The sequence below is a fragment of the Streptomyces sp. NPDC050625 genome (assembly GCF_040654755.1).
Taxonomy (GTDB): Bacteria; Actinomycetota; Actinomycetes; order Streptomycetales; family Streptomycetaceae; genus Streptomyces.
This window is the reverse complement of record NZ_JBFAIQ010000006.1, coordinates 51,692-77,663: the sequence shown is the minus strand read 5'-3', so window position 1 is coordinate 77,663 and position 25,972 is coordinate 51,692. Positions and strand designations below refer to the sequence as shown.

Genomic DNA, 25,972 nt, shown 5'->3' with positions numbered 1-25,972 from the left:
TGCTCGAGCGCAGCCGAGAGCTTGGGGGAGCGTGCTCTCGGCGTGCCGGGCCTCGGCCCTCGTACTGGATGTACTCGGGTCGGGGCCCGGTGCGGCGAGTGGGGGTCCCCCCTGCTCGAAGAGCTTGGGGGAGCGTGCATGGCGTCGGCGGGCAGACGGGGATTTGACGGCAGGGCCTAGCGGGCGAGCCACTTCACCTCGTACGCACGCATGTCGAACCGCTTCCCGTCGACCTGCGCGCTGATGGTCCGGTCGAGCGTGTTGACCACGAGGACGGTCCTGTCACTGGCCAGCACACGGACATTGGGCACGTCGTCCTTGGCGACGGGCACCGTCTCGTACCGGGTGCCCGGCCCGAACGCCTTGCCGAACCTCGACACCAGGTCGTACATGGGCAGTTGCTTGCCCCCGTCCGCGCCGTCGGTCGGCGTCCACAGGCAGCCGGCGCAGTCGGTGCCCTTCTTCTCCTCCGGGTTCCAGTAGAAGCCGGAGTCGGCGCCGCCCCTGACCATGGCGATCATGCCGGTGGCCTGGACGGCGACGCGATGGGCCTCGGACCAGCCCTTGCGGTCGTCGTTGCCGTCGGCGGGCTCGACGTAGTACTCGGCCCACCACAGGGGCAGGTCATGGGTCTGCCGGCGCACCCACTCGCTCACCGCCGTGAGTTTGTCGGTGGCGGCGAACTCGTCGGGCAGCATGTCGTCGTCGTTGGTGTAGCTGGAGCCGTCGACGACCACGAAGTCGGCGCCGGCCCTGTGCGTGTTCCAGTAGTCGAAGGCGTCGAGGACCCGCTGGTCCATGGCTCCCCAGGCACCCCGGAGGGTGGTGGAGGCGTCCTGGGTCTGGCGTGGGTCGACACTGTCCATGACCAGGTACGGCCCGCCGACCATGATGTCCTTGTTCACCTTCTTCAGGGCCTTGTACACGAGGTTGTACATCGTGGTGTAGCCCTCGTAGTCCCAGCGCCCCTTGCCGTTGTTCCAGAAGCCCTTGAACTCGTTCCAGACGATGAAGTGGCGTACGTCCGGATAGCGCCTGGCGACGGTCGCGGCGAGGTCGGCGAAGTCCTGGTAGTGGTCGGGGGTCGGCGCCGTCTCCAGGGCGGCCTGGCTCCAGTCGGTGTTGCCGGCACCCGCCTTGCCGCCCTTCATCCAGTCCGGGGAGCAGCACAGCGTGACCACCGGGGTGGCGCCGGACTTGCGCATGAAGTCGATACGGCGGTCCATCGCGCCGAAGTCGTACCGCCCCTTCACCGGCTCGGGGTTGTCCGCGCCCCAGCCCATGATGTGCTGGTTCTGCGGCAGCCCGCCGTTCTTGGCCAGCAGTTCCTCGACGCGCCGGGTGGCGGAGTCGCTGCCCTCGTCGGCGCTGTACTGGGTGTGGGTGAAGCCCCAGCCGACGTACGGGTCGGTCGCGTGGGGCGGGGTGGCCGGTGTGCCGTGCACCTTGTCGCCGTCGCGGGTGGTGCCCGCGGTGCTCGCGCCCTTGCCGGGGAGCGTGTTGATCAGGGTCACCACGAGGGCCAGAGCGGCCATTCCCACGCCGAGCAGGGCGGTGAGCCGCCACCGCCGATTCCCCGAATTCCACCCATGACGTCCCATCAAGGACAACAGTAATGGCGAATTTCGTGTACGGGGGAGGTGTTGGGAACACCGGGTACAAGCGGCGGAAATGCAGTGCACGGAGCGCGTCGGTGCCGGATCATGGCGGCATGTCTGCGAACCCACACGACGCTCTGCCGATCCGGCTCAACGTCGACGACTCCGACTCGCCGTCCGACGTCGTCGACGCGCTGTTCCTCGGCCGGTTCGCGACGGGCGAGCAACCCTATTCGCACGCGGTCAACATCGACCGGGTGCGCTCCGGCGCGAGCCTGCTGCCGCAGGACGCCCGGGTGCTGCGTGTGGCCCGCGACGACGACCGCAGCGCGACGCTGGCCGAGGGGGACGGCTGGACGCTCCTCGTCTCCCGGTGGAACCGGGGCGCGGACGTCACGGTGACCGCGACCAGCGCCGAGCTGGCGAAGAAGGTCGTCGACCAGGCCACGGACGGCGCGGCGGACGAGCCCGAACCGCAGCCGGAGAACGTGACCATGGGCTTTTGGTACGTGTCGCCGAGGCGCGGCCCGCACCGCACGACCCGCCAGATCTCCGCGGGCACCTGGGACGAGGTCCGGCCCAACTACACCGCGCCGGTGGCGGAGGCCATGGACCGCCTGATGAAGACGACCCCGGAGGACATCGCGGGCCGCCTTCTGCTGCTGCACGGTCCACCGGGCACCGGCAAGACCTCGGCCCTGCGCACGCTGGCCCGCTCCTGGCGGGACTGGTGCCAGGTGGACTGTGTGCTGGACCCCGAGCGGCTGTTCTCCGACGTCGGCTATCTGATGGACATCGCGATCGGCGAGGAGGACGCGGCGGGCAAGGGGCGCTGGCGGCTGCTTCTGCTGGAGGACTGCGACGAACTGATCCGCGGCGAGGCCAAGCACACGGCGGGACAGGCGCTGTCGCGGCTGCTGAACCTGACCGACGGACTGCTGGGCCAGGGCCGCAATGTGCTGGTCGGGGTCACCACCAACGAGGACCTGGAGCGTCTCCACCCGGCCGTGGTCCGTCCCGGCCGCTGCCTGGCCCGGATCGAGGTGGGCCCGCTGACCCGCCGGGAGTCGGTGGCCTGGCTGGGCCGGGAGGACGGCGTGGGCCGGGAGGGCGCGACGCTGGCGGAGCTGTACGCGCTGCGCAGGGGCACGTCGCCGACGTCGGTGCCGGGGGCGCGGGACGGGGCGGACGCGGGGCTGTATCTGTAGGAGGCCCCCGCTGCCGGCCGGTGCTTTGATGGATGTATGACCCTGTACGTCGGCACGTCCGGGTGGCAGTACAAGGACTGGCGGGGCGTCCTGTATCCCGCCGATGTGCCGGTGCGGCTGTGGCTGGAGGAGTACGCGCGGCGTTTCGCCACGGTGGAGATCAACAACGCGTTCTACCGGCTGCCGACGCGGGAGAACTTCGAGGCCTGGCGGGACCGGCTGCCGGACGACTTCGTGGTGGCGGTGAAGGCGAGCCGGTACCTCACGCACATCAAGCGGCTGAAGGACCCGGCGGAACCGGTGGAGCGTCTGATGTCGCATGCGGCCGGCCTGGGCGCCCGCCTCGGCCCGGTCCTCCTCCAGCTGCCGCCGACCCTGCGCGTCGACCCCGCTCTGCTGGACGCCTGCCTCGCCTGCTTCCCGTCCGGCACACGGGTCGCGGTGGAGCCCCGGCACGATTCATGGTGGACGGCCGGCATCCGCGAGGTCCTGGAGTCCCGGGGTGCCGCGCTGTGCTGGGCCGATGTGCAGGCCCACCCGGTGACCCCGCTGTGGCGCACCACGGACTGGGGCTACGTCCGCTTCCACGAGGGCCGCGCCCGGCCGTGGCCGCGCTACGGCCGCCGCTCCCTGGAGACCTGGGTCGACCGCATCGCGACGACCTGGTCCGACGACCACGACGTCTACACGTACTTCAACAACGACCCCGGCGGGGCAGCGGTGGAGGACGCGCGGACCTTCGGCAGACTGGCAGCAGGCGCGGACCTGACGGTGACCCGCACACCGGAACTCAGCGCACACCGCTGACAGTCGATCCCCGCCGCAACGGCGCTCAGCACAAGGACGCAGCCCGGCGGTGCCCAACTCGCCTCACCCCTCCCCGTAAGCCGCCCGCAGGGCATCCCGCACCGCGGCCAGAGCCGCCTCCTCGTCCAGTCCAAGCCGCCGGACACGCTCAACATAAGCCTGAGCAGCCGACGCCGCCTCACGCACCGCAGCCGAGCCGACGGCGTCAGGGGCGGACCTGACGGCAACCCGCACACCGGAACTCAGCGCACACCGCTGACAGTCGATCCCCGCCGCAACGGCGCTCAGCACAAGGACGCGGCCCCGGCGGTGCCGAACTCGCCTCACCCCTCCCCGTAAGCCGCCCGCAGGGCATCCCGCACCGCGGCCAGAGCCGCCTCCTCGTCCAGTCCGAGCCGCCGGACACGCTCGACGTAAGCCTGAGCAGCCGACGCCGCCTCACGCACCGCGGCCGAGCCGGCGGCAGCCACGAACGTGCCGTTGCGTCCCCGGGTCTCGATCACCCCGTCGGACTCCAGCGCCCGGTACGCCTTGGCCACCGTGTTCACCGCGAGCCCCAGCGACTCGGCCAGCCCCCGTACGGTCGGCAGCCGGTATCCCACCGGCAGCGCACCCGACCGTGCCTGCTCGGAAATCCGCGCCCGCACCTGTTCGTACGGCGGCGCGCTGTCGTCGATGTGGATCTTCAAGGTCACGGGGCCGATTGTCCCGCACCCACCGGAAAATGAGAGGCATCCCGACACGGCTCCCGCATACCGTGCGGCCCCATGACAGTGATCGTGCGGGACCTGCGTCCCGAAGTCCGAGCCAATGCAGAGGGCTTCGCCCGCGTCCGACACCTCGCCCTCCCCTTCTTCCTCGTCACTCCCGGCTCCATCGCCTACGACATCACCCACGCCCACCCCGAGGCCCACTTCCGCCCCCTCGTCGCGGAGGAGGACGGCGAGATCATCGGCACGGCCCAGGTCGGGATCGCCTACGACAGCCCCCGGCCCGGCCAGGGCTATCTGAACGTGTACACGAACCCGGAGCGGACGCGCCGCGGCGCCGGGGCGCTCCTGGTGCGGGTGGCCGAGGAGCATCTGGCCGCGCACGGGGCGACGAAGCTCTTCGCCTGGGTCCTGGACGAGCCCGGCAACCGCTCCTTCGCCGAGCGGCGCGGCTATCGCGCGAGCCGTTCCGCGCACTTCCTGCGCCTCGACCTGGCACACGGCGCCCTGCCGCCGCGCCAGGACCTCCCGCCGGGCGTCGAGCTGCGCTCGGGCGCCGACTTCGCGGACGACCCGCGCCCGCTGTTCGCCCTGGACGCGGAGACGCTGGCCGACGAACCGAGCGACATCGACCACGAGTTCACGGACTACGAGGCCTGGCTCCAGGAGACCTGGCGCCACCCGCTGTTCAGCCCCGAGCTGACGTCGGTCGCCGTCGTCGACGGCCGCCCCGTCGCGTTCAGCGCGGCCCGCACGGACGGCGGCACCCGGTACGGGACCGTCATGACCGGCACGGCCCGCGCCTTCCGCGGCCGGGGCCTGGCCAAGCTCGCCAAGAACGACTCCCTGCACCGCGCCCGCACCGCCGGGTACACGGAGGCGTTCACGGGCAACGACACCGGCAACGGTCCGATGCTCGCGATCAACAAGTGGTTCGGGTACGAGGTCTGTGCGACGGAGGTGCACCATGTCCGCGAACTCGGCTGAGCCGGCGACAGTCGTAGAGGTCGTGCTCGTCAAGGGCGGGCGTACGAAGATCCGTTACCCGGCAGAGCTGCTCCGCGACGACGGCGTGCGCGTGTCCGTGCGGGCCCCCTGGGCGGGCGAGGGCGTGCGCGACTTCGGCTTTGTGCGCTTCGAGCCGGGTGATGTGTTCACCGAGCACTACTGGCGCGACCGCTGGTACTCCGTGAAGGAGGTCCGCGCCGGTGACGGCACGCTCAAGGGCTGGTACTGCGACATCACCCGGCCCGCGACGCTCTCCGGCGCGGACCTGGTCGTCGAGGACCTCGACCTGGACCTGTGGCGCTCCGCCGACGGCACGGACGTACGACGCCTGGACGAGGACGAGTTCGCCGAGAGCGGTCTGGCACGGACGGACCCGCGGGCCGCCGCTGCCGCCCTGGCCGCCCTCGACGAACTGGAGTCGCTGGCCCGTGAGGGCGGCTTCGAGGCCCTGACGGCCTGACACGGCGCTTCTGACCGCCGTCGGCGCGGCGGCGGCTCATGTCGTCACCACCACCGCGTACCGCTCGTCGTCCACCCGCCTTCCCCACAGCCGTGCGTCCTCCGACAGCCGCTCCACGCGCACCTGCCCGGCGACCGGTTCCAGGAGGCCGACGAGCCGGTCGGCGGGTATGCCGACCGGGGTGACCGTCCCCCACATGCCCTCGACCAGCACGAGCCGCCCTCCCGGCCGCAGCAGCCCCCGCCAGTGGCGCAGTACGCGGGCGGGGTCGGGCAGCGTCCACAGCACGTGCCGTACCAGCACGACGTCGTAGCGCTGCTCCCCCACCGGAGGTGCCGCCGCGTCGCCGACCAGGAACACCGCGTCACGCCCGGCGAGCTTGGCGCGGGCCCGCCGCACCATGGGCGCGGACAGGTCGACGCCGGTCACGCGGTGTCCCCGCTCGGCAGCGAGGAGCGAGAGACTGCCCGTGCCGCAGCCGAGGTCGAGGACGTCGGCGGGGCGGCCGGGGAGCCAGGCGGTGAGCCTTTCCGCCCAGGCCGCGCGTACCTCGGGGTCGCGCAGGCCGTGGTCCGGCTCGTCGTCGAAGGCGGCCGCCTCGGCGTCCCAGTCGATCGCGTCCGCACCCAGCGCAGCCCTTCGGTCACTCTCGTTCGTCATGGCCCCAGAGTGACACCCGCCACTGACAGTCGAATCGTGACAGCGGCCACTGACAGACCGGGACCGATGAGGAACTCTCACCGAAAGCGTCTACCTCCGTGAGACCGCGGGACTCGGTAGGCACTGAAGGAGGCAGCCATGCGCCGCACCACCGTGCAGAAGCCCCTGAAGAGGACCGACAACAGCCGCCGGCACCGCGACGAGGTCGACGAGCGCCCCGCGGGACGCCCCGAGGTGCGCAAGGACATCGCACGCACCTGGTGGCCCGACGGTTGACGCCCGAGGCGCGTCACTCCAGTCGCTTGCGGTAGTGGAAGCGGTCGTACGGACCGTCGACGCGACGCTCCACCACCTCGTATCCGAACCTCGGATAGATCTTCTGGTTCTCCCACATCATCACGTTCGTACAGAGCTTGACCTCGGGCAGGCCGAGCGCACGCGCGCGTGCGTCCACGAACTCCAGCAGCCGCCGTCCCACTCCCCTGCCGTGCGCGTCGGGGTGGACGGCGATGCTGTCGAGGAACAGATGGTCCTCGTGCGCCACGATCACGACGAGGCCGATCACGGGCTCGCCCGTCACGAACACCCGCCCCGCTGCCACGTCCGCCGCGTGGTCCGCCCGCATGGGCCCGGGAACCACCCCGATGCGCTCGATGTAGTGGTGGTACGCCGCGTCGGTCACCGACTTCACGGCGGTCACATCGGCGGCCGTGGCCGGCCGGATCTCGTCGTTCTCCATGCCGCGCACGCTACCTACCTCAGTGCAACCTGAGCACTCCCTTAACGGCACCATAAGGATCTCCGTCACCCGCTTCCAGCAGGCGATTTCGCGGTTCCTTGCGGCTAGTTTCGGATCGCCCCCCACGGGATCCCCCACCCTGGATCCGCCCCGCGCCGAGGACCGTCCGAGGAGTTCCCCATGCCCGCACGCCGCACGGCCGCCGCTGTCGCCGCCCTCGGTCTGGCCCCGCTCGCGCTGACCGCCCTCGCCGCCGCGCCCGCCTCGGCGCACGGTTCGATGGGCGACCCGGTGAGCCGGGTGTCGCAGTGCTACGCGGAGGGTCCCGAGAGCCCGAAGTCCGCGGCGTGCAGGGCGGTGGTCGCGGCCGGCGGCACCCAGGCGCTCTACGACTGGAACGGCATCCGGATCGGTGACGCGAACGGGCGTCACCAGCAGCTGATCCCGGACGGCAGGCTGTGCAGCGCGAACAACGACGAGTTCAAGGGGCTCGACCTGGCCCGCGCCGACTGGCCGGCGACGAGCGTGCGCCATGGTTCGTACACCTTCAAGTACCGCGTGACCGCCCCGCACAGGGGCACCTTCAAGGTCTATGTCACCAAGCCCGGTTACGACCCGTCGAAGCCGCTCGGCTGGGGCGACCTGGATCTGGCGCACCCGGTGGCGACGGCGACGAACCCGGTGGCCTCGGGCGGCTTCTACACGTTCTCGGGCACCCTCCCCGAGCGCTCCGGCCGACAGCTTCTGTACGCGGTCTGGCAGCGGTCGGACAGCCCGGAGGCGTTCTACTCCTGCTCGGACGTGGCCTTCGGCGGCAAAGCGGACGGCGGGAAGGGCGGTGGGGGCAACGGTGGCGGTTCGGCCGGCGGCACCACCCCGGCGCCGACCGCCTCCGCGCCCTCGGACGAGCAGATCGAGGCCGGTACCGACAAGTCGACGGTCGAGCACCACGGTCACGGGGACGACGACGCCGGTACCTCGGCGGAGCCCACGGCACGCGCCGAGGCCGGCCCGGCCAACGCGCCCGAGGCGGCCGGTACTTCCAAGGAACTCGCCGAGACCGGCGCCGACGGCAGCACGCCGTACCTGGCGATCGGGGGTGCGGCCGCCCTGGCGCTCGGGTCCGCCGCCGCGTTCGCCTCGGTCCGGCGGCGTGCGATCAGCGGTGGCCGTGGTGGCCGCTGAACGAGGTTCCGGGGCCTGACCGGCGGCTCAGGCCGGACAGGCCCCGGCGAACGTCAGCTGAACACCGACGCGCAGGTGGTGGCGGTGGCGTGCGCCGGGTCGAGCGCGTTGGCCACTTCATGGAAGGCGATGCGGTCGAAGAGCCCGATCGCCACGTGTTCGGAGAGGTCGAGCGGGCACAGGTCCTGGAGCAGGACGTTGTTGACGTCCGAGCCGCTCAGGTACTGGCTGCGCCAGGGCGTGGCCACCTCGTCGTACTTGGTGGCGATGACCGTGTAGTGCACTCCGGGGACGGTGTCGCCGCCCGCGTTGAGCTTGGTGAGGAAGTCGGAGCCGGCGATCTGGTCGGCGAGGCCGGGGGTGGTGGCCTTGATCAGGTCTTCGGCGCCCGGGAAGTACGGCAGCAGGTTGGTCAGGCCGCTCAGGTTCGTCCCGTGGTTGTCGGGGGCGAGGCCGACCAGGGCGTTCACCTTGGCGGCTCCGCCGAGGAACTTCAGGTAGTAGCGGGGCATCATGCCGCCCTGCGAGTGGCCGACGAGGTCGGCCTTGGCGGCGCCGGTGGCGGAGAGCACCTTGTCGACGTAGTCGGACAGTTGCTGTGCCGACTTGTCGATGGGGCCGAGGCCGTAGAAGAGCGGGACACCGGACAGTTGTCCGTAGTCGAGGGAGAAGACGCAGTACCCGCGGTCCTTCAGGTACGGTGCGAGGGACAGCCAGTTGTCGATGGAGTTGCCCAGGGTGCCGTGGACCAGCACGACGGGGCGGGGGTGGCTCGCGGACGGCTTGCAGGAGTAGTCGTTCCAGCCGCTGGTCGGGGCGGTGGAGGCGTGGGCGGTGGCGGCGGGGACGGCGGCGACGGTGGCGGCCAGGAGCAGTGCGACGAGGGGTCTGGCGACTCTCTTCCAGGGCAGCATCGGGTGATCTCCTTGCGGCTCAAGGGAGTTGCGACGGCGTTACGCCCTGTGATCCGGATCACGAAGGATGCTGTTCACTCGTCAAGTTACGGGCGAGTAGTGCAAGTGTGAAGTTACGCGTCAGTAAAAACTTCCAGTGATAACCAGCGACGCACCGGATCGCCGATGGACCGTCACCAAGCAGGCCTGACAGGACCGTAGGGCGCGATACGCACCAACCGGTCCCGCAACACGCGCACTTCACCTTCGCCCAGGAGTTCGACCCACGCCCCCACGGCCTCGGCGGCCGCCTCCTCCGCTGCCCTGGTGCAGGCCCAGCCACGCTCGGTGAGCACGATCAGCCGGGCGCGCGCGTCCGCGGGATGCGGGCGCCGCTCGGCGTACCCCTTGCGCACGATCTCGTCGACGAGCTGACTGGCCGCCTGCTTGGTCACCCCGAGATGCGCGGCGAGGTCGGTCACCGTGGCCCCGTCCGGCGCGAGCCGCGCGAAGGCGAAGCCATGGGCGGGCCGCAGCCCCTCGAAGCCACGGGCGACGACCCCGTCGTGAATGCGTTGCGTGAGCTCACCGGCGACGGCGAGCAGGGCGGCGGACAGGCCCATGGCTTCGGAGTTCTGCACGGAGGCATTGAAACACCCTTGACGGATCGGTCAAGCAGCTTGACCATGTAGTCAAGGAGCTTGACCAAATAACCGGAGGTCGTCTTGCCCGTCGTCCGCTCGTCCGAAGCCGTGACCCACGAGATCCACGGCGCCCGCTTCGTCTCGTACGCCACTCCCCTCACCGGCAGCAAGGAGCTGTGCGCCTGGCGGGGTGAGATCCCGGCGGGGACCAAGGCCCCCGCCCACACCGTCACCCGTGAGGAGATATTCCATCTGCTGGTCGGCGACCTTCTGATCACCCTCGACGGACACAGCGAGCGGATTCGCGCCGGCGACACGGTGATCGTCAACCCGGGTACGACCCTCGCCGTCGAGAACCCGACCGATCACACCGCGATCTCCTGGGTCACCACCTCCATCGGCCTGGAGGCGGAGCTGGCCGACGGCACCCGCATCACGCCGCCGTGGGCCAACTGACGCCCGGCCGAAGGAGTCATGCCGCCAGTGTCCCCGGCATCACCGCCCGCGGTCCGAACTTCGCTCGCGCGCGGTCCGCGACCTCCTCGATACGGCGCACCCTCTCGTCCACGGGATCGAAGGTGAGCTGGTGGGAGGCCTGCGCGCCGGGAGCGAGGCCCTCCGCGCGCAGGACGAGCGCGCGGACCCGGGCGCGCTGGAGGCCGAGCGCCTCGTACATGCCGTACGCGGTCTTCGTCAGCGCGGCGGAGTGCGCGGTCGGTTCCCGAAGGGTGCGGCTGCGGGTCGTCGACGTGCGGTCGGCATAGCGCACGGTGAGGGTCAGGGTGCGGCAGACCTTCTCCAGGGCGCGCAGCCTGGCGCCCAGTTCCTCGGCGGCCGAGAGCAGGGCGCGGCGGTGCCGGTCGGGGTCCAGTTCGTCGAGGGGGAAGGGGCGTTCGGCGGCCAGGGACCGCGAGACGGCGTTCGGCACGACCCGGCCGCGGTCGATGCCGTTCGCCTTCTCGTGCAGTTCACGGCCCGCCTTCGCGCCGACCAGGCGCTGGAGCGTGGACAGCGGCGCGGCGGCGACCCGGCCCAGGGTGTCGAGGCCGTACTCGCACAGGGTGCGGGCGGTGGCCGTGCCGACGCCGGGCAGCGCGGCCACGGGGCGGTCCGCGAGGAACTCCGCCACGGCGTCGGGGCCCTCGGGGACCGCGCAGGTCACCCCGGGCCGCGCGTCGCGCAGCGCCATGCGGGCCATCATCGGGCCCGGCCCGGCGCCGATCATGCAGTCGACGCCGTACAGCGCGAGCGCACGGACGCGGATCACCGCCGCCAGCTCGACGGCGCTGCGGCCGAAGTAGCGCTCGGCGCCGCGCAGATCGGCCAGTGCCCCGTCCGGTGGCAGCGCCTCCACGACCGGGGTGAACTCCTCCAGCAACCCGAGCAGCCCCGGCAGGGCCGCCTCGTACAGCGGAGGCAGCTGGAAACGTACGCAGAGGATGGTCATCCCGCACTCCCCGGACTCTGGTGCCACAACTTCCGTATCTGTGAAGGCTCTTGACCCGCGGGGCGGAGATCGGCCCATGGGTGCAGCTCGTATCCGGTGGGCAGCTGGATGCGGCGGCCGTGCGTCGGATCGCCGCCCGCCGCGTCCGGCACCGGCTCCGCGAGGCGGGCCGCCACCTCGTCGAGCCCGCCCTCGGCGCGCAGTTCGACGAGTTCGGCGAGGTTCCAGGCGGCGGCGCCCACCACGCTGACGCTGCGCGGGCCGCGCCGCTGCACCACCCCGCGCACCAGCAGCAGCCAGGAGTGGAAGACGGTGTGCGCGCAGGCGTCGTGGGAGTCGTCGAAGAAGGCGAGGTCGACCAGTCCGGTGCCGTCGTCCAGCGTGGTGAAGATGACCCGCTTGCCGGACCGGATCGGCGGGGTCTGGGTGGCCGCCTTGGCGCCCGCGACCAGCACCGTCTCGCCGTGTCCGGTCTCGCGCAGCCGGCGTGCCGACACCACGCCCAGCTCCTTCAGGAACTCCCGGTGGTCGTCCATCAGATTGCGCGAGGCGTCCATGGACAGCACACCGAGTTCGGCGCTAAGCCTCTCCGCCGAGGTGAGGTCGGGCAGTCCGGCCGGGGCCGTCCTGCGTCCGCCCGCCAGCGGGAGCTGACCGCCGCCGGCGCCCCGGGCGCCGCGGTGCAGTTCGGTCAGGTGCAGTTGCAGATCACGGCGGTTGGCGCCGAAGGCGTCCAGCGCGCCGACCTGGGCGAGCCGCCCGGCCAGTGGCCTGCTCGGTCGCGCCCGCTCCCAGAAGTCCAGCAGGGAGGCGTACGGCTGTCCGTCCGCGATCCGCGTCGCCTCGGCCTCACTGATGCCGTACACATCGGAGAGGGCGAGCCGGAGGCCCCACACGGCGGGCGATTCAGCCGATTCAGACACCAGTTCGATACCATGGGCGACCGCGGACCGGTTCACGTCCAACGGCAGGATCGGCACCCCGCGCCGGCGCGCGTCCGCCAGCAGCAGCCGCTTCGGGTACATCCCGGGGTCGTGCGTGAGCAGTCCCGCGTAGAAGGCGGCCGGGTGATGCGCCTTCAGCCAGGCCGACTGGTACGTCGGTACGGCGAAGGCGACCGCGTGCGCCTTGCAGAAGCCGTACGAGCCGAAGGCCTCGATGATCTCCCAGGTCCGCTGAATCGTTTCCGCGTCGTATCCGTGCGCCGCCGCGTGCTGGGCGAACCAGAACCGGATCCGCCCCTGCGACTCCGGGTCGGACAGCCCGCGCCGCACCCGGTCCGCCTCGCCGCGACCGCAGCCGGTCATGATGTCGACGATGTCGATGATCTGCTCGTGGAAGACCACGACCCCGTAGGTGTCCCGCAGCGGCTCCGCCAGGTCCGGGTGCGGGAAGCGGACCGGCGCCCGTCCGTGCCGCGCCTCGATGAACGGCCGCACCATGTCGGCGGCGACCGGACCGGGCCGGAAGAGGGAGATGTCGACGACCAGGTCGTGGAAGGTGGCCGGCTGCAGACGCCCCACCAGGTCCCGCTGGCCGGGCGACTCGATCTGGAAGCAGCCCAGCGTCTCGGTGGACCGGATGAGCGCGTACGTCGCCGGGTCGCCCGGCGCCACCGCGTCCAGGTCGATCCGCTCCCCGGTCGCCCGCTCCACCTCGGCGACCGCGTGCGCCATCGCCGACTGCATCCGCACCCCGAGCACATCGAGCTTGAGCAGTCCGAGGTCCTCCACGTCTTCCTTGTCGAACTGCGACATGGGGAACCCCTCGCCGCTGGTCGGCATGACCGGCGTACGGGAGAGGAGGGAGGCGTCGGAGAGCAGCACCCCGCACGGGTGCATGGCGATGCCGCGCGGGAGGGCGTCGAGGGACTCGACCAGTTCCCAGAGCCGCCCGTACCGCTCCCCCTCCCCCGCCAGCTGCCTGAGTTCGGGCAGCTCCTCCAGTGCCGCGCGGGCGTCGCGGGCGCGGATGTGCGGGAAGGACTTGGCGATGCGGTCGATCTCAGCCGGGTCCATGGACAGGGCCGCGCCCACGTCACGGATCGCATGGCGGACCCGGTACGTCTCCGGCATGGAGACGGTCGCGACCCGCTCGGTGCCGAAGCGGCCGATGATCGCCCGGTAGACCTCCAGCCGGCGCGCCGACTCCACGTCGATGTCGATGTCGGGCAGCACGACCCGCTCCTTCGACAGGAAGCGCTCCATCAGCAGCCCGTGCTCGACCGGATCGGCGTGTGCGATGCCGAGGAGGTGGTTGACGAGGGAGCCCGCGCCGGAGCCGCGCGCGGCGACCCGGATGCCCATCTCCCGTACGTCGTCCACCACCTGGGCGACGGTGAGGAAGTAGGAGGCGAAGCCGTGGTGGGCGATGATGTCCAGCTCCCGGTGCATCCGCTCCCAGTAGGCACGGTCTCCGGCGTGGCCGCGCAGCACCATCCCCGCCGCCGCCCGTGAGGCCAGCGCCCGCTGGGCGGTGCGGCGGCCGGCGCCGACGAGGTGCGGCTCGGGGAAGTGGACGGTGCCGATGCCGAGGTCGTCCTCGGGGTCGACCAGGCACTCGGCGGCCGTCGCCCGCGTCTGTTCCAGCAGGCGGTGGGCGGTGTCGCGCCGGTAGCCCGCGGCCTCCACGATCCGTTCGGCCGCCCCGAGCATGGCGCCCGCGTCCTTGAGCCAGGCCTCGCCGGAGTCCAGCTCCTTGGCCGGGTCGATCGGGACGAGCCTGCGGGCGGCGTCCAGGACGTCGGCGACCGGGCCCTGGCCAGGGTCGGCGTACCGGACGGCGTTGCTGAGCACCGGCCGGATCCGCTGTTCGGCGGCGAAGCCGACGGTACGGGCGGCCAGGCGCAGGGAGCCGGGGCCGGTGCCCTGGCGGCCGTGCCAGACGGTCTCCAGACGCAGGGCGTCGCCGTAGATCTCGCGCCAGAGGGCGAGCAGCCGGGCCGCGCGGTCCGGGCGCCCGGCGGCGAGGGCACGGCCGACGTCGGAGGCGGGGCCGAGCAGGACGGTCAGGCCGTCGGCGTGGTTGGCGGACCAGGGCAGGAGGGGGGTGCCCTCGGCGTCGGCGACGTGGGCGGCGGTGACCAGGCGGCACAGGTCGGCCCAGCCGCGGGCGCCGTCCCGGGCGAGGAAGGTCGCGCGGGGAGTCGACTCGTCGACGAAGGCACCGCCGCGCACGGGAGTACGGCGCCTTTCCCGTCGTACGGACGCGTCCTCGTCGCGCACCCGCGCGGGCGCCTCCACGGCCAGCTCCACCCCGAACAACGGACGGAGGCCGGCCTTCGCACAGGCCTTGGCGAAGCGGACCGTGCCGGAGAGGGTGTCGCGGTCGGTGAGGGCGAGGGCGTCCATGCCCCGCTCGGAGGCGCGCTCGGCGAGACGCTCCGGGTGTGAGGCTCCGTATCTCAGGGAGAACCCGGAGACGGTGTGCAGATGCGTGAAGCCCGGCACACGCACCTCCCGCACTCGTGAGCCCCTACCGGCTCTCGAACATCAGTTCCCTACTCTCCCACCCACCATACCCCCAATTCCGAACACCTGTGCGACATCCACTCCGACACGCCCCACCTGCGCAAACGCCGACCGACTGGGGGCGCGGGGACGACAGGAACGGGGGCGGTGAGCTGGGCACGGCGCGGTCAGGGCGCCGTACGGCCGATGTCGGGGACGGGGTCGGGCGGGGTGCGTTCGATGGCAGCGGGGGCGTGGGTGACCGGACGCCGGAGGTCGCCCCAGCCGCGATCGGCGTACGACGAGGTCGGCCCAGCCACGATCGCCGCCCCGCCGGCGAGGGCGCTGCGCGACGCACGGGCCGGCGGCGCCACGGACGTCATCGGCCATCGCCATCGCCGCGCCCGGTCCACCTTTACACCTGGCCGCCACAGCTACTCGCCTCACGGTTCGCGGCTCGACCCACGCACGGCGGCTGCCGAAGCGCCGGCCCAGGGCGGATCCCAGGCCGCCGGGCCATCATGGTGACCTGTGCCGGCCCCCAAAACATCGCGGATTCCCCGCGGACCGGCCCATGGCCACATTGCCCGGCGACGCCACAGGCGGCGGCACCACGGTCGGCGGTGCCACGGTCACGCCCGCGCCCTGTGCGACTCAGCCAAGGCCCGCCTCATCGCCATCGCCATCGCCGCGCCCGGTCCGCCCTTACACCTGGCCGCCACAGCTGCCCACCTCGCGGTCCGCGGCTCGACCCACGCACGGCGGCTGCCGAGACGATGCCCCAGGGCGGATCCCGGGCCGGGAGGTGACCGCCCCCTGCCTCCCCCAGGGCTTCGGCGGACCGTCGGTCTTTCACCCCGGTCGTGGGCCGGTGCCGGCCGCCTGTGCCTCTTCGGGCCGACCCTCGGCGCCGCCCCGTACGGATGCGGCAGCACGGTGGGCGCTGCCAACCGACCTCCCCCGGGGCCCCAGGGGACCGCACACGAAGGTCCCGCCCCTGCGTGGGGCGGGACCTCCTGGGAGTTCGCGTTGTGGGTCAGCCGATCTGGGTGCCCGTCGCGGACAGTGCCTCCGTGACCGGCTGGAAGAAGGTCTCCCCGCCGGAGGTGCAGTCGCCGCTGCCGCCGGAGGTCAGGCCGATCGCGTTGCTGCCCGAGAAGAGCGAGCCGCCGCTGTCGCCGGGCTCGGCGCAGACGTCGGTCTGGATGAGACCGCTGACCGTGCCCTCCGAGTAGTTCACGGTCGCGTTCAGACCGGTGACCTTGCCCTCGTGCACCTGGGTCGTCGAGCCGCTGCGCGTGACCTGCATGCCGACCGTGGCCTCGGCCGCGCCCGTGATCTTCTGGGTGGAGCCGTTGTAGAGGTCGACCTCGCTCGGGTGCTCGGTGTTCGAGGTGTACTTGACCAGACCGAAGTCATCTCCCGGGAAGCTGGACTTCTCGTTCTTCCCGATCTCCTTGCCGGACGAGTCCGACCAGGTGGAGATGGACGCGGTGCAGTGCCCGGCGGTCAGGAAGTACGGCTGCCCGTCCTTGACCACGTTGAAGCCGAGCGAGCAGCGCCCGCCCGAGCCGGTGATCGCGTCGCCGCCCGCGATGAAGGGCTTGAACTCTCCCTTCGACCGCTGGAGTTCGGCCATGCCGCCGAGCCCGTCGACCACCTTGGCGAGCTTGGTCCACTCGGTCTTCGAGACGGTCCTGTCCGCCCTGACGACGACCTTGTTGGTGACCGGGTCGGTCGCCCACGAGGTGCCGGGGATGGTGGCGTCCTGCTTCAGCGTCGTACGGGCGCCGTCGAGTTCGGCGAGGGAGTTGGCGACGACTCTGGCCTTGGCCCCGGCCTCCTCGACGGTCTTCGCGGCGGCCTCGTCGAGCACGTTGACGACCAGGTTCTTCGTCTTCGTGTCGTAGTACGTGCCCGCCGCGTCCGAGCCGAGGTCGTCGACGAGCGTGGAGGCGAGCTTTCCGGCCGCCGGGGCCGACAGGGTCTCCGGCGTGGCGGCCTTGGCCGGCTCACTGGCGTTCGCACTCTGGAAGGTGACGCCCGCGGCGACCAGTGCGGCGACTCCCGCACCCGCCATGGCGATCCGGCGCCTGGGTATGCGTCGGTGCTTCAACTCATGTCCTCCTGTGGGGGACGGCCCGGGCGGTTGTGGGGACCTTGCGGGCCGGAAGGCTGGTTGACGGGCGCCTACTCTTCCGAACTGCACAGGGAGCGCACAAGGTCGAGTTCAGGACGCGCGTAGACGGGTACCTCGCGCCCCTTCACCTTCGACCGCCCATGGCCACCACGGGAAAATTCGCACTGCAAACACTACGTGCGAGTAACTGATGAGCGGTCAGTGACATCAGCCCTGGCTGGAATTCGATCCTCCGGATGCCGGAGGCAGCTGCTGCGCCTTCTCCAGGAACCGCAGCAGCTCCACCGGGAACGGCAGCACCAGGGTGGAGTTCTTCTCCGCCGCCACCGCCACCACCGTCTGCAGCAGCCGCAGTTGCAGTGCGGCGGGCGTGTCCTGCATCTGCTGGGCCGCCTCCGCCAGCTTCTTCGACGCCTGCAACTCGGCGTCGGCATTGATGACCCGCGCCCGCCGCTCACGGTCGGCCTCGGCCTGCCGGGCCATGGACCGCTTCATGGTCTCGGGCAGCGACACGTCCTTGATCTCGACTCGGTCGATGGTGACGCCCCACTCCACGGCAGGACTGTCGATCATCAATTCAAGCCCCTGGTTGAGCTTTTCCCGGTTGGACAGCAGATCGTCCAGCTCGCTCTTGCCGATGATCGAGCGCAGGGAGGTCTGCGCCATCTGCGAGACCGCGAACCGGTAGTCCTCGACCCGGACGACCGCCTCGGCCGGCCCGGTCACCTTGAAGTAGACCACCGCGTCCACCCGCACCGTCACATTGTCCCGGGTGATGCCCTCCTGCGCGGGCACCGGCATCGTCACGACCTGCATGTTGACCTTCTGGAGCCGGTCCACGACGGGGACGATGAGGGTGAACCCCGGCCCACGGACCTCCGGGCGGAGCCTGCCGAGCCGGAACACCACGCCGCGCTCGTACTGTTTGACGACCCGGGCCGCGGCCATCGCATACACCGCTCCGGCGGCCACAAGGGTCGCTCCCGCCGCCACCAGCTCCTCGACCATGCCGGCCCCCAGGGGTCCGAAGTGGGAGTGTTCAGCAGAGCACTTCCTGTCCTTCGAAGGTAACTCCGCGACCCGGACAAGAGGGAGCCCCCGCACGCCGGTTGCGTGCGGGGGCCAACGGAACCGACCCGTCAGGGAAGGGTCACGCCGTAGTAGCTCAGTGCCTCGGTGACCGGCTGGAAGAAGGTCGTGCCGCCGGAGCTGCAGTTGCCGCTGCCGCCGGAGGTCAGACCGTAGGCCACGCTGCCCGCGTAGAGCGGACCGCCGCTGTCGCCGCCCTCGGCGCACACCGTGGTCTGGATCAGGCCGTAGACGATGTCACCGCTGCCGTAGTTGACCGTGGCGTTCAGCGCGGTGACCCGGCCGCTGTGGGTGCCGGTGGTGGAGCCGCGCCGGTAGACGGTCGTACCCACGGACGGGGTGGCCGCGCTGCTGATGGTCTGGCTGCCGACCGCGCTCGGGTGCGCGATCGAGGAGTTGGTGTAGCGCACCAGGGCGAAGTCGTTGCCCGGGAAGCTGTAACCGCTGTTCGTGCCCAGCACCGTGGTGTGGGACGAGTTGCTGTACCAGGTGGAGGCGACCTCACCGCAGTGACCGGCGGTCAGGAAGTAGTACGTGCTGCCCCGGTGCACGTTGAAGCCGAGCGAGCAGCGGTAGGAGCCGCCGTAGATGGCGTCGCCGCCGGTGATGAGCTTGTTGAACTTGCCGGAGGTGTGCTTGATGGTGAGAGCCCCGGAGTCGGCCCCGGCCTGCCGCTTGATCTTGGCGATCTCGGCCTTGGAGACGGTGCTGTCGACGGTGACGACGACCCGGTTGGTCTTGCTGTCCACCGCCCAGGCCGTGCCGGCCACGTCGGCCTTCAGGACGGAGTCGCTCGCCTTGGTGAGCTGGGTGGCGCTGAACGTGTGGGCGTCGCTCGCGTTCGCCGTGGGGGCGGCGAACGCGGCCGCGGCCACGAATCCGGAGACCAGTGCGATGAGCCGGGTCCGTCTCGCGATACCGCTGTGGGGAGTGGTGCGCTTGATCCTCACTTTTCGTTCCCTCCCAGGGGAAGTCGGGGGCCCGCGTGGGGTCGGGGCCCGTGAGGCGCAGCCAGGGAGAGCGCCCGGGTTTCGAACACACAGTGCCCTGACAAGCGCTGAGGGGGAGTATTCGGTCGAACGACCGGTCGGCGCAAGGGCTCCTTTCGGCCGTGCGACCGTGTGCGATCTGTGCGAACTTTGTGCGATCCCGGGGTGGTCTGGGGGAGATGACTGACCGTCACCATACCGGCGCACGGCCTTGTCAGCGTCGAGCGACCAGCGGCCGGGGATGTCCGGAAGTCAACCATCCGGATGGACATACCGTCCTGACACTCCCCCAGTCACGGCGTCCGCCGCGGTCCGGCACGGGCCATCACGGGTCGGGGCCGCACCCGGAGACGGCGGCGCGCGCTCCCGTCACAGCCCGCAGTCGCAGCACGAGCAGCACTCGCAGCATTCACAGCACTCGCATGCCTCGCAGCATGAGCAGTCGCAATTGCCGCACCAGCCCTCGCGCTTCCTGCGCGACCAGGCACCCTCGTACTCGTCGGCGCAGCACACCTTGCAGGTGCAGCACAGCCCGAGGGCCGCCGCGCACCCGGCCCAGAAGCCCCGCTTGTCCGGGCGCGGCGGCTCACCGCCGAAGGGGTTGCCGTAGGGGTTGCCCGGCGCCTGGGGCGCGTAGGGGCCCTGCGGCGGCCCGAAGGAGGCCTCGGGCGCGTGCCCGCACGACGTGGTCCCGAACGCCCGGTCCACCGAGCGCCCCAGTTCGTGCACGAGCAGCAGATGTGCCAGCTTGCCGTCGACGAACTCCACCTCGCGCAGGGCGAGCCGGATGCCGTGCAGCGCGTCGTCGGCAAGCCGGCGGGCCTCGGTGAGGGAGGTACCGGTCGCGGTGAGCGGGTTCCAGGCGCCGGACGCGGCGTCGGCCTCCCGGTCCTCCACGGCGTCCAGGAGGTGCGCCAGCCGCCCGAAGAGGCGCCCGGCCTCGGCGAGCGGCGCGGCGTTGCCCGGCCGCCCGGCCAGCACCGCGGTGTGGGCGAAGGCGGCGGCGGTCGCGGTCTCGGTCGGCTCGGTCACCGTCAGGACCGGCGTTCCCGGTCCCGCGAGGGCCTCGATGCCGACCTGCCGGTCGACGGCGTCGACGAGCAGGGCCGTGTCGAAGCCGACGGCGGACCCGCCGCGCGCGCCGGCCCGCCCCCAGCTGTCGGCCACCCGGCGCGCGGCGAGTGCCACCGGCTTGCGGGCCAGCAGTCCGTCCCGGTCGGCGACATGGTCGCGCACCTTGGCCGAGGCGAGCACCAGCGAGACGGCCGCCGCGAGCCGCGCGCCCTCGCCCTGAGCCACGGAGGCGGTCCGCATACCGCGCAACGGGCAAGGTCCGGCCGTACGCCGCCACCCTCCGGCCGTCCCCGCCGCCCCGGCCGTGCCCGCCTTCCTGGCGTTCACGGCCTGAGCCTCCGTCAAAACCGATATGAGAAGCCCGTCATAGTTCGTCACGACACGTGCGAACTGTCCGTGGTCACGACGCAGCGCGAGGCACAACCCGCACAAGTGCGCCATCCACTGGGTCTTGAGGCTCTCCCCGAGCCGGTGGCCGCAGGGCCTGACGATTCCGAACACAACGATCCCCCGTGGGCTGTACGACGTTGAGCTGCGGCATCGTATCGACCGACTGTCATCTCGCAGCAGCCCCGCGACTCACCCAGACGCGCCATTCATCACCCGGACGCCACCGACAATAATATTTCACTCTCAGTCAGCAGCCGTATAGAGAACGACCCTTGGGGGGCTTGGGCTCTCGACGGATGGGCTGTGCACCAGTACCGTCACAAACCCCCCGCGCGGCGTCTATCCACTTGGCGCGCCATCCGCATCATGGACGACCATAGGGATGCGAAAAGCAAGAAGGACCGCTGTGAGAGGAGGCGTCCATGGGATCGGTACGCAAAGCGAGTGCCTGGCTTGGCCTCGTCGACGACAACGACGACGAGCGTTACTACGACGACGACTACTCCGAAGGGACCGAGCAGCCCGGGGATGCCTGGGTCACCGACCCGCGGGTCAAGGTGGCCACGGACGTCGCCGAGGAGAGAGGCCGCCGCATCGGCACGGTCACCCCGGACAGCTTCCGGGACGCACGTGCCATCGGCGAGCTGTTCCGGGAGGGGGTCCCGGTCATCATGAACCTCACGGCGATGGAGCCGGCCGACGCCAAGCGCGTGGTCGACTTCGCGGCCGGACTGACCTTCGGCCTGCGCGGCACGATCGAGCGGGTCGCCACCCGTGTCTTCCTGCTGACGCCGGCGAACACGGAGATCGTCAGCGGCGAGGCGTCGGCCCACCGCTCGGACGGCTTCTTCAACCAGAGCTGAGGCAGGGCCGCTCGCCGGCCCTGCCTCGGCCGAGGGGGCCGGGTCAGCGGAAGGCGTCGAGCCCGGTGAGCGCCTTGCCCAGCACGAGCTGGTGCATCTCGACGGTGCCCTCGTAGGTGAGCACCGATTCGAGGTTGGTCGCGTGCCGCATGACGGGGTATTCGAGCGAGATCCCGTTGGCACCGAGGATCGTCCGCGCCGTACGGCAGATCTCGATGGCCTCCCGTACGTTGTTGAGCTTGCCGAAGCTGACCTGCTCGGGACGCAGGCGGTCGGCGTCCATGCGCCGCCCCAGATGATGGGCGAGCAGGATCCCCTTGTGCAGTTCGACCGCCATGTCGGCGAGTTTGGCCTGGGTGAGCTGGAAGCCTCCGATGGGCCGCCCGAACTGCTCCCGCGTCTTCGCGTATTCGACAGCCGCCTCGAAAGAGCTGCGGGCCGCGCCCATGGCTCCCCAGACGATGCCGTACCGGGCGTGCGAGAGACAGCTGAGCGGACCGCGCAGCCCCACGACCTCCGGGAGCACGGCGTCGGCGGGCAGCCGTACGTCGTCGAGGACGAGTTCGCTGGTGACGCTGGCGCGCAGGGACCACTTGTGCTTGATCTCGGGCGCGGAGAATCCGGGGGCGTCGGTGGGCACGACGAAGCCGCGGATGCCGTCGTCGGTCTGCGCCCAGACGACGGCGACTCCCGCCACCGACCCGTTGGTGATCCACATCTTCCGCCCGTTGAGCACCCAGTCGCCGCCGTCGCGCTTGGCGTGGGTGCGCATGGAGGCGGGGTCGGAGCCGTGGTCGGGCTCGGTGAGCCCGAAGCAGCCGATGACCTCGCCGGCTGCCATGCGGGGCAGCCACTGCTGCTTCTGCTCTTCGCTCCCGAACCGGTGGATGGCGTACATGGCGAGGGATCCCTGTACGGAGACGAGGGACCGGATGCCCGAGTCGGCGGCCTCCAGCTCCAGACAGGCGAGTCCGTACTGCACGGCGGAGGCACCGGCGCAACCGTATCCGTCGAGGGACATCCCGAGCGCCCCGATCCCACCGAGCTCCCGGGCCAGCTCCCTGATGCCGGGCAGCTCGCCCTTCTCGTACCAGTCGGCGATGTACGGCAGGACGCGGTCCGCGGCCCAGCTCCGCACGGTGTCCCGGACGGCGAGGTCCTCCGGGTCCAGCAGGTCGTCGATCCCGAGGGGGTCGGCGGGGTCGAACGGGGGCAACTTCGAGGACGCGGACATGGAACACCCTCCGGCACGAGATAAAAACTAGCACCGCTAGTTACGACTCATCCCAGACGTTACGACGCAACCAACCGAACGTCCAGTGCACACTCTCCCACCCGTGGCCGACCAGCCGCCAACGGCGAACGACCCCCAGCGACTACGCCGAGACGCGCGTCCTCGCCGGCTCCCTGGGCGCCGGCACCTCCACCGCGGCCTCCGTCTCCGGCTCCGCGTCCGCCGCCGTCTCCTCCTCGCACTGCATGACCCGCGGCAACCGCACCGCCATCACCGCCCCGAGCAGCAACAGCCCCGCGCTCACCAGCAACGTGACATGCAGACCATGCACAAAGGAGTCCCGCGCCGCCCGGCGCAGAGCCACCCCGACCGACCCCCCGAGCCGCGCGGCGACGCCGTACGCCTCCCCCAGCGAGTGCCCCGCCGCCGCGGACGCCGACGCCGGCACACCCGGCACCGACGCGAGCCCGGGCGCGTACGCCGCGTTCATCACGCTCCCGAGAAGCGCGATCCCGATCCCCGCCCCCAGCTGGTACGAGGTCTCCCCGATCGCCGCCGCCCCACCTGCCTGCTCCGCGGGCGCCTCGCTCAGCATCGACTCGTACGCCCCGAAGAGCGTCGTCTCCAGCCCGAAGCCGAGCACGACGAAACCGGCCAGCAGCAGCCACGTGTTGTCCTCGCCGCCCATCGCCGTCAGCGTCAGCACCCCCGCGGCGGTGAGGAGGAACCCGAAGCACACCATCCGCCGCGGACCGAACCGGCGCAGCATGCGCGCGCCCGCGAGCCCCGCCGCCATCGCCGCGATCGTCAGCGGCAGCAGCCGCAGTCCCGTCTCCAGCGGCGACAGCCCGAGCACCAACTGCAGATACTGCGCCGCGATCAGTTCCAGACCCACCAGTGCGAGCATCGCCAGCACGATGCACCCCACCGACGTGCTGAACGCGGGCCGCGCGAACATCCGCAGATCCACCAGTGGATGCGGGCGCCGTCGCTGACGGCGGACGAACAGCGTCATCAGCAGCGCGCCGAGAACCAGCGGCACCAGCGTGAACACGCTCGCCACCGGCTCCCCGCCGCCGAGCCGCTTCACGCCCAGCACCAGACCGAACAGCCCGGCCGCCGCCATCAGCGCGCCGACCACGTCCCAGGGCCCGTTGCGCTCGCCCGTCGACTCGGGCAGCAGCAGTCGGCCCACCGGCAGGCTGACCAGCATCAGGGGGATGTTCACCAGGAACACCGAGCCCCACCAGAAGTGTTCGAGCAGGAAGCCGCCGAGCAGTGGACCGACCGCCGCGCCGACCGCCGCGACCGCGCTCCAGATGCCGATCGCCAGCGCGCGCTCCCGCCGGTCGGGAAAGACCTGGCGCAGGATCGACAGCGTGGCGGGCATGATCATCGCGCCGCCGACGCCGAGCAGCGCGCGGGCCAGGATCAGTACCTGGGCGCTCGGCGCGACGGCCGCCACGGCGGATGCGACGCCGAACAGGGCGTAACCGAGAAGGAGGATCCGTCTGCGGCCCACCCGGTCGCCGAGTGTGCCGAAGAGGATCAGCAGCGACGCGCAGACCAGCGGATAGGCGTCGACGATCCAGAGCAGTTCTATGGCGCCGGGCCTGAGGTCCTCGGTGACCGCGGGCACGGCCACGTGCAGCACGGTCGCGTCGAGGGCGACCAGGAGCAGGCTGGCGCAGAGGACGACGAGGACGACCCAGCGGTTGGCGCCCAGCCCGGCCGTCCGACGGCGCAGCCGAACGGCAGCCGTGGTCGTCACGGACATGCACGTACCTCCCAGATGAACCCCTCGCGTGCGGCGGACCGGCGGGTGGGGACTACCCGTCGTACGGCCGGAGAGGAGCGGTGTCTCCGGCCCGCGCATACCAACGCGAGTGACACGTCAGCGTACGCGAGTTCGTTCCGGCTGAGCGTGGCGGACCTCTCACACTCCACGCGGAACCCTTGTGGCGTACGCCACTGCCCGCCCCCCTTGACCACGCCCCGGTGAGCTGTCCGGTTCCGCCGCCGGTCGATAATCGAGCCCGTGACCGATCTTGAAACGCGCGTGGCACCCCGGTCCGCGCTCCTGCGCCGGGCGGCCCCGGCTCTGCTCGGGTACGCGGCCGTGCGCGTCCTGGGCCTGGTCGTGCTGGCGGTGTGGAGCGCGGCACGCGGCAAGAGCGCGCACACGCTGCTGACCGCGCGCTGGGACGCCCTCTGGTACACGCGGGTCGCGGAGCTGGGCTATGGCTACGAGGTGCGGCTGCCGAACGGCGACGTCCACTCCAACCTGGCCTTCTTCCCGCTGCTGCCCTGGCTGGAGCGGCTGGTGCACGCGCTCACGCCGCTGTCGTACGCGGACGCGGGGCTGGTCGTGAGCGTGGTCGCCTCGCTCGCCGCGGCCTGGGGGATCTTCGCGGTCGCGGACCATGTGTACGGGCGGCGGGCCGGGGTGTGCGCCGTACTGCTGTGGGCGGTGCTGCCGGTCGGGATCGTGCAGTCGATGGCGTACAGCGAGTCGTTGTTCACCGCCCTCGCCGCCTGGTCGCTGTACGCCGTGCTGACCGGCCGCTGGGTGGGTGCCGGTCTGCTGGCCGCGTTCGCCGGGCTGACCCGTCCGGTGGGGCTCGCCGTGGTGGCCGCGGTGTGGACGGCGGGCATTGCCTCGTTCGTGCGAGATCGGCGCGCGGCCGTGGCAGACGGCGCACGAGGCGACGAGCACGCCCCCGATGCCGCCAGCGCCGTCCGCGCCCCGCGCGTCGTGACAACCGACGGCGCGCCGGACGCAACACGCGCCCCGTCCATCTCTTCCGGCGCACCTGTCGCGCGCCGCGCCCTCGGCATGCTCCTCGCTCCCCTCGGTGCCGCCGCCTATGTCCTGTGGGTCGGCCATCGCACGGGCAAGGGCCCGCTCGGCTATCTGGACGTCCAGGCGGGCTGGCGCAACGGCTTCGACGGCGGATATGCCTTCGCCCGCTTCGTCGCCGACAAGTTCACGTCATTTCCGTCGGCCCTCGCCGGGTTGGGACTGATCGTCGGAGTGGGCCTGGTGATCTGGCTGTACGTGATCGGCGTACGGCAACGCCAGCCGCTTCCGCTGCTGGTGTACTCGGGTGTCGTCACCGCGCTCGCGCTGTGTGCGTCGAGTTACTTCGGCTCCAAGCCGCGCCTCCTGCTGCCTGCCTTCCCTCTGCTCCTGCCGCTCGCCCTGGCCCTGGCCCGGCTGCGCACGTCAAGAGCGGTGCTGGTCACGGCCGGTGTGGCGATGGCGTCGGCCGTCTACGGCGCGTTCTGGCTCAATGGATCCGGGCCGCCGTGATCATCTCGGAACGGCCGATGAGCGGACGGAAAAATCCACCCCATGCTTCGGTGAACGAATTCATAAGCGCGA

24 protein-coding genes and 1 pseudogene are annotated in these 25,972 nt (G+C 71.3%); 9 read left to right on the top strand and 16 right to left on the bottom strand.

What is annotated here, in order from left to right:
• Positions 1-176: 176 nt before the first annotated feature.
• Complete coding sequence (locus AB0I54_RS16045; protein WP_363296600.1) at positions 177-1,601, bottom strand: xylan 1,4-beta-xylosidase; 1,425 nt, start codon at positions 1,599-1,601, stop codon at positions 177-179.
• Positions 1,602-1,711: 110 nt separating this feature from the next.
• Here AB0I54_RS16045 and AB0I54_RS16040 point away from each other — a divergent pair, with 110 nt between their 5' ends.
• Together AB0I54_RS16040 and AB0I54_RS16035 are read left to right on the top strand one after the other, a co-directional pair.
• The gene (locus AB0I54_RS16040) at positions 1,712-2,806 is read left to right on the top strand and encodes a DUF5925 domain-containing protein (RefSeq protein WP_363296599.1); all 1,095 of its coding nucleotides are present in this window, start codon (positions 1,712-1,714) and stop codon (positions 2,804-2,806) included.
• 36 nt (positions 2,807-2,842) lie between these two features.
• Positions 2,843-3,613 carry a DUF72 domain-containing protein gene (locus tag AB0I54_RS16035; RefSeq protein WP_363296598.1) on the top strand — a complete coding sequence of 257 codons (771 nt, stop codon included), beginning with the start codon at positions 2,843-2,845 and terminating at the stop codon, positions 3,611-3,613.
• A 63-nt stretch (positions 3,614-3,676) separates the two neighbouring features.
• On the opposite strand, the pseudogene AB0I54_RS16030 reads toward AB0I54_RS16035, so the two are convergent.
• Positions 3,677-3,817 (bottom strand): annotated as a pseudogene (locus AB0I54_RS16030) (GntR family transcriptional regulator); the annotation flags it as partial.
• Positions 3,818-3,936: 119 nt separating this feature from the next.
• Positions 3,937-4,308, bottom strand: coding sequence for a GntR family transcriptional regulator (locus AB0I54_RS16025; RefSeq protein WP_363296597.1), 372 nt, complete (start codon positions 4,306-4,308; stop codon positions 3,937-3,939).
• Between the two features lie 72 nt (positions 4,309-4,380).
• Between AB0I54_RS16025 and AB0I54_RS16020 the strand changes: the two genes are divergently transcribed.
• Complete coding sequence (locus AB0I54_RS16020; protein ID WP_363296596.1) at positions 4,381-5,310, top strand: GNAT family N-acetyltransferase; 930 nt, start codon at positions 4,381-4,383, stop codon at positions 5,308-5,310.
• The gene (locus tag AB0I54_RS16015; protein WP_363296595.1) at positions 5,291-5,791 is read left to right on the top strand and encodes a DUF402 domain-containing protein; all 501 of its coding nucleotides are present in this window, start codon (positions 5,291-5,293) and stop codon (positions 5,789-5,791) included. Before AB0I54_RS16020 ends, AB0I54_RS16015 begins: the two co-directional genes overlap by 20 nt.
• A gap of 36 nt (positions 5,792-5,827) precedes the next feature.
• Here the strand turns inward: AB0I54_RS16015 and AB0I54_RS16010 are convergent, their stop codons facing one another.
• The gene (locus AB0I54_RS16010; RefSeq protein ID WP_363296594.1) at positions 5,828-6,451 is read right to left on the bottom strand and encodes a class I SAM-dependent methyltransferase; all 624 of its coding nucleotides are present in this window, start codon (positions 6,449-6,451) and stop codon (positions 5,828-5,830) included.
• Between the two features lie 138 nt (positions 6,452-6,589).
• Between AB0I54_RS16010 and AB0I54_RS16005 the strand changes: the two genes are divergently transcribed.
• Complete coding sequence (locus tag AB0I54_RS16005; protein ID WP_363296593.1) at positions 6,590-6,727, top strand: hypothetical protein; 138 nt, start codon at positions 6,590-6,592, stop codon at positions 6,725-6,727.
• 13 nt (positions 6,728-6,740) lie between these two features.
• Here the strand turns inward: AB0I54_RS16005 and AB0I54_RS16000 are convergent, their stop codons facing one another.
• Positions 6,741-7,190 carry a GNAT family N-acetyltransferase gene (locus AB0I54_RS16000; protein WP_363296592.1) on the bottom strand — a complete coding sequence of 150 codons (450 nt, stop codon included), beginning with the start codon at positions 7,188-7,190 and terminating at the stop codon, positions 6,741-6,743.
• A 180-nt stretch (positions 7,191-7,370) separates the two neighbouring features.
• Here AB0I54_RS16000 and AB0I54_RS15995 point away from each other — a divergent pair, with 180 nt between their 5' ends.
• Complete coding sequence (locus tag AB0I54_RS15995) at positions 7,371-8,375, top strand: lytic polysaccharide monooxygenase (RefSeq protein ID WP_363296591.1); 1,005 nt, start codon at positions 7,371-7,373, stop codon at positions 8,373-8,375.
• A gap of 53 nt (positions 8,376-8,428) precedes the next feature.
• Here AB0I54_RS15995 and AB0I54_RS15990 read toward each other — a convergent pair whose 3' ends face one another.
• Together AB0I54_RS15990 and AB0I54_RS15985 are read right to left on the bottom strand one after the other, a co-directional pair.
• Positions 8,429-9,289, bottom strand: a complete 861-nt coding sequence (locus AB0I54_RS15990; RefSeq protein ID WP_363296590.1) for an alpha/beta fold hydrolase — start codon at positions 9,287-9,289, stop codon at positions 8,429-8,431.
• A gap of 173 nt (positions 9,290-9,462) precedes the next feature.
• Positions 9,463-9,909, bottom strand: a complete 447-nt coding sequence (locus AB0I54_RS15985) for a MarR family winged helix-turn-helix transcriptional regulator (protein WP_363296589.1) — start codon at positions 9,907-9,909, stop codon at positions 9,463-9,465.
• 84 nt (positions 9,910-9,993) lie between these two features.
• Here AB0I54_RS15985 and AB0I54_RS15980 point away from each other — a divergent pair, with 84 nt between their 5' ends.
• Positions 9,994-10,368: a cupin domain-containing protein gene (locus tag AB0I54_RS15980; protein WP_363296588.1), complete on the top strand. Its 375-nt coding sequence runs from the start codon at positions 9,994-9,996 to the stop codon at positions 10,366-10,368.
• 16 nt (positions 10,369-10,384) lie between these two features.
• On the opposite strand, the gene AB0I54_RS15975 is transcribed toward AB0I54_RS15980, so the two are convergent.
• The 7 genes from AB0I54_RS15975 to AB0I54_RS15945 all read right to left on the bottom strand — a co-directional run bounded on the left by AB0I54_RS15975 (position 10,385) and on the right by AB0I54_RS15945 (position 20,601).
• Entirely contained in the window at positions 10,385-11,359 is a 975-nt protein-coding gene (locus tag AB0I54_RS15975) for a hypothetical protein (protein ID WP_363296587.1), read from the bottom strand.
• On the bottom strand, positions 11,356-14,808 hold the full coding sequence (locus AB0I54_RS15970; RefSeq protein WP_363296586.1) for a DNA polymerase III subunit alpha: 3,453 nt from the start codon (positions 14,806-14,808) through the stop codon (positions 11,356-11,358). Before AB0I54_RS15970 ends, AB0I54_RS15975 begins: the two co-directional genes overlap by 4 nt.
• Before the next feature lie 188 nt (positions 14,809-14,996).
• Positions 14,997-15,191, bottom strand: a complete 195-nt coding sequence (locus AB0I54_RS15965) for a hypothetical protein (protein ID WP_363296585.1) — start codon at positions 15,189-15,191, stop codon at positions 14,997-14,999.
• A 653-nt stretch (positions 15,192-15,844) separates the two neighbouring features.
• Positions 15,845-16,924 (bottom strand): S1 family peptidase, encoded by a 1,080-nt coding sequence (locus tag AB0I54_RS15960; protein ID WP_363296584.1) that lies wholly within the window; start codon positions 16,922-16,924, stop codon positions 15,845-15,847.
• A 231-nt stretch (positions 16,925-17,155) separates the two neighbouring features.
• The gene (locus AB0I54_RS15955) at positions 17,156-17,956 is read right to left on the bottom strand and encodes a slipin family protein (RefSeq protein ID WP_363296583.1); all 801 of its coding nucleotides are present in this window, start codon (positions 17,954-17,956) and stop codon (positions 17,156-17,158) included.
• Between the two features lie 131 nt (positions 17,957-18,087).
• Positions 18,088-18,987: a S1 family peptidase gene (locus AB0I54_RS15950; protein WP_363296582.1), complete on the bottom strand. Its 900-nt coding sequence runs from the start codon at positions 18,985-18,987 to the stop codon at positions 18,088-18,090.
• Between the two features lie 408 nt (positions 18,988-19,395).
• On the bottom strand, positions 19,396-20,601 hold the full coding sequence (locus tag AB0I54_RS15945; protein ID WP_363296581.1) for a DUF5685 family protein: 1,206 nt from the start codon (positions 20,599-20,601) through the stop codon (positions 19,396-19,398).
• 311 nt (positions 20,602-20,912) lie between these two features.
• On the opposite strand from AB0I54_RS15945, the gene sepF reads away from it, so the two are divergent.
• Positions 20,913-21,353, top strand: a complete 441-nt coding sequence (gene sepF, locus AB0I54_RS15940; RefSeq protein WP_363296580.1) for a cell division protein SepF — start codon at positions 20,913-20,915, stop codon at positions 21,351-21,353.
• A gap of 43 nt (positions 21,354-21,396) precedes the next feature.
• On the opposite strand, the gene AB0I54_RS15935 is transcribed toward sepF, so the two are convergent.
• Positions 21,397-22,587, bottom strand: a complete 1,191-nt coding sequence (locus AB0I54_RS15935) for an acyl-CoA dehydrogenase family protein (protein ID WP_363296579.1) — start codon at positions 22,585-22,587, stop codon at positions 21,397-21,399.
• Between the two features lie 142 nt (positions 22,588-22,729).
• Positions 22,730-24,364: an MFS transporter gene (locus tag AB0I54_RS15930; protein ID WP_363296578.1), complete on the bottom strand. Its 1,635-nt coding sequence runs from the start codon at positions 24,362-24,364 to the stop codon at positions 22,730-22,732.
• Positions 24,365-24,625: 261 nt separating this feature from the next.
• Between AB0I54_RS15930 and AB0I54_RS15925 the strand changes: the two genes are divergently transcribed.
• Positions 24,626-25,900: a glycosyltransferase family 39 protein gene (locus tag AB0I54_RS15925; protein WP_363296577.1), complete on the top strand. Its 1,275-nt coding sequence runs from the start codon at positions 24,626-24,628 to the stop codon at positions 25,898-25,900.
• The last annotated feature ends 72 nt before the right edge of the window (positions 25,901-25,972 follow it).

Excerpts from the sequence above, each read along its gene's own strand:
- AB0I54_RS16045 (WP_363296600.1), bottom strand. The coding sequence starts at position 1,601 with ATGGGACGTCATGGGTGGAATTCGGGGAATCGGCGGTGGCGGCTCACC.
- AB0I54_RS16040 (WP_363296599.1), top strand. The coding sequence starts at position 1,712 with ATGTCTGCGAACCCACACGACGCTCTGCCGATCCGGCTCAACGTCGAC.
- AB0I54_RS16035 (WP_363296598.1), top strand. The coding sequence starts at position 2,843 with ATGACCCTGTACGTCGGCACGTCCGGGTGGCAGTACAAGGACTGGCGG.
- AB0I54_RS16020 (WP_363296596.1), top strand. The coding sequence starts at position 4,381 with ATGACAGTGATCGTGCGGGACCTGCGTCCCGAAGTCCGAGCCAATGCA.
- AB0I54_RS16015 (WP_363296595.1), top strand. The coding sequence starts at position 5,291 with ATGTCCGCGAACTCGGCTGAGCCGGCGACAGTCGTAGAGGTCGTGCTC.
- AB0I54_RS16010 (WP_363296594.1), bottom strand. The coding sequence starts at position 6,451 with ATGACGAACGAGAGTGACCGAAGGGCTGCGCTGGGTGCGGACGCGATC.
- AB0I54_RS16005 (WP_363296593.1), top strand. The coding sequence starts at position 6,590 with ATGCGCCGCACCACCGTGCAGAAGCCCCTGAAGAGGACCGACAACAGC.
- AB0I54_RS16000 (WP_363296592.1), bottom strand. The coding sequence starts at position 7,190 with ATGGAGAACGACGAGATCCGGCCGGCCACGGCCGCCGATGTGACCGCC.
- AB0I54_RS15995 (WP_363296591.1), top strand. The coding sequence starts at position 7,371 with ATGCCCGCACGCCGCACGGCCGCCGCTGTCGCCGCCCTCGGTCTGGCC.
- AB0I54_RS15990 (WP_363296590.1), bottom strand. The coding sequence starts at position 9,289 with ATGCTGCCCTGGAAGAGAGTCGCCAGACCCCTCGTCGCACTGCTCCTG.
- AB0I54_RS15975 (WP_363296587.1), bottom strand. The coding sequence starts at position 11,359 with ATGACCATCCTCTGCGTACGTTTCCAGCTGCCTCCGCTGTACGAGGCG.
- AB0I54_RS15965 (WP_363296585.1), bottom strand. The coding sequence starts at position 15,191 with ATGACGTCCGTGGCGCCGCCGGCCCGTGCGTCGCGCAGCGCCCTCGCC.
- AB0I54_RS15955 (WP_363296583.1), bottom strand. The coding sequence starts at position 17,956 with ATGGTCGAGGAGCTGGTGGCGGCGGGAGCGACCCTTGTGGCCGCCGGA.
- sepF (WP_363296580.1), top strand. The coding sequence starts at position 20,913 with ATGGGATCGGTACGCAAAGCGAGTGCCTGGCTTGGCCTCGTCGACGAC.
- AB0I54_RS15935 (WP_363296579.1), bottom strand. The coding sequence starts at position 22,587 with ATGTCCGCGTCCTCGAAGTTGCCCCCGTTCGACCCCGCCGACCCCCTC.
- AB0I54_RS15930 (WP_363296578.1), bottom strand. The coding sequence starts at position 24,364 with ATGTCCGTGACGACCACGGCTGCCGTTCGGCTGCGCCGTCGGACGGCC.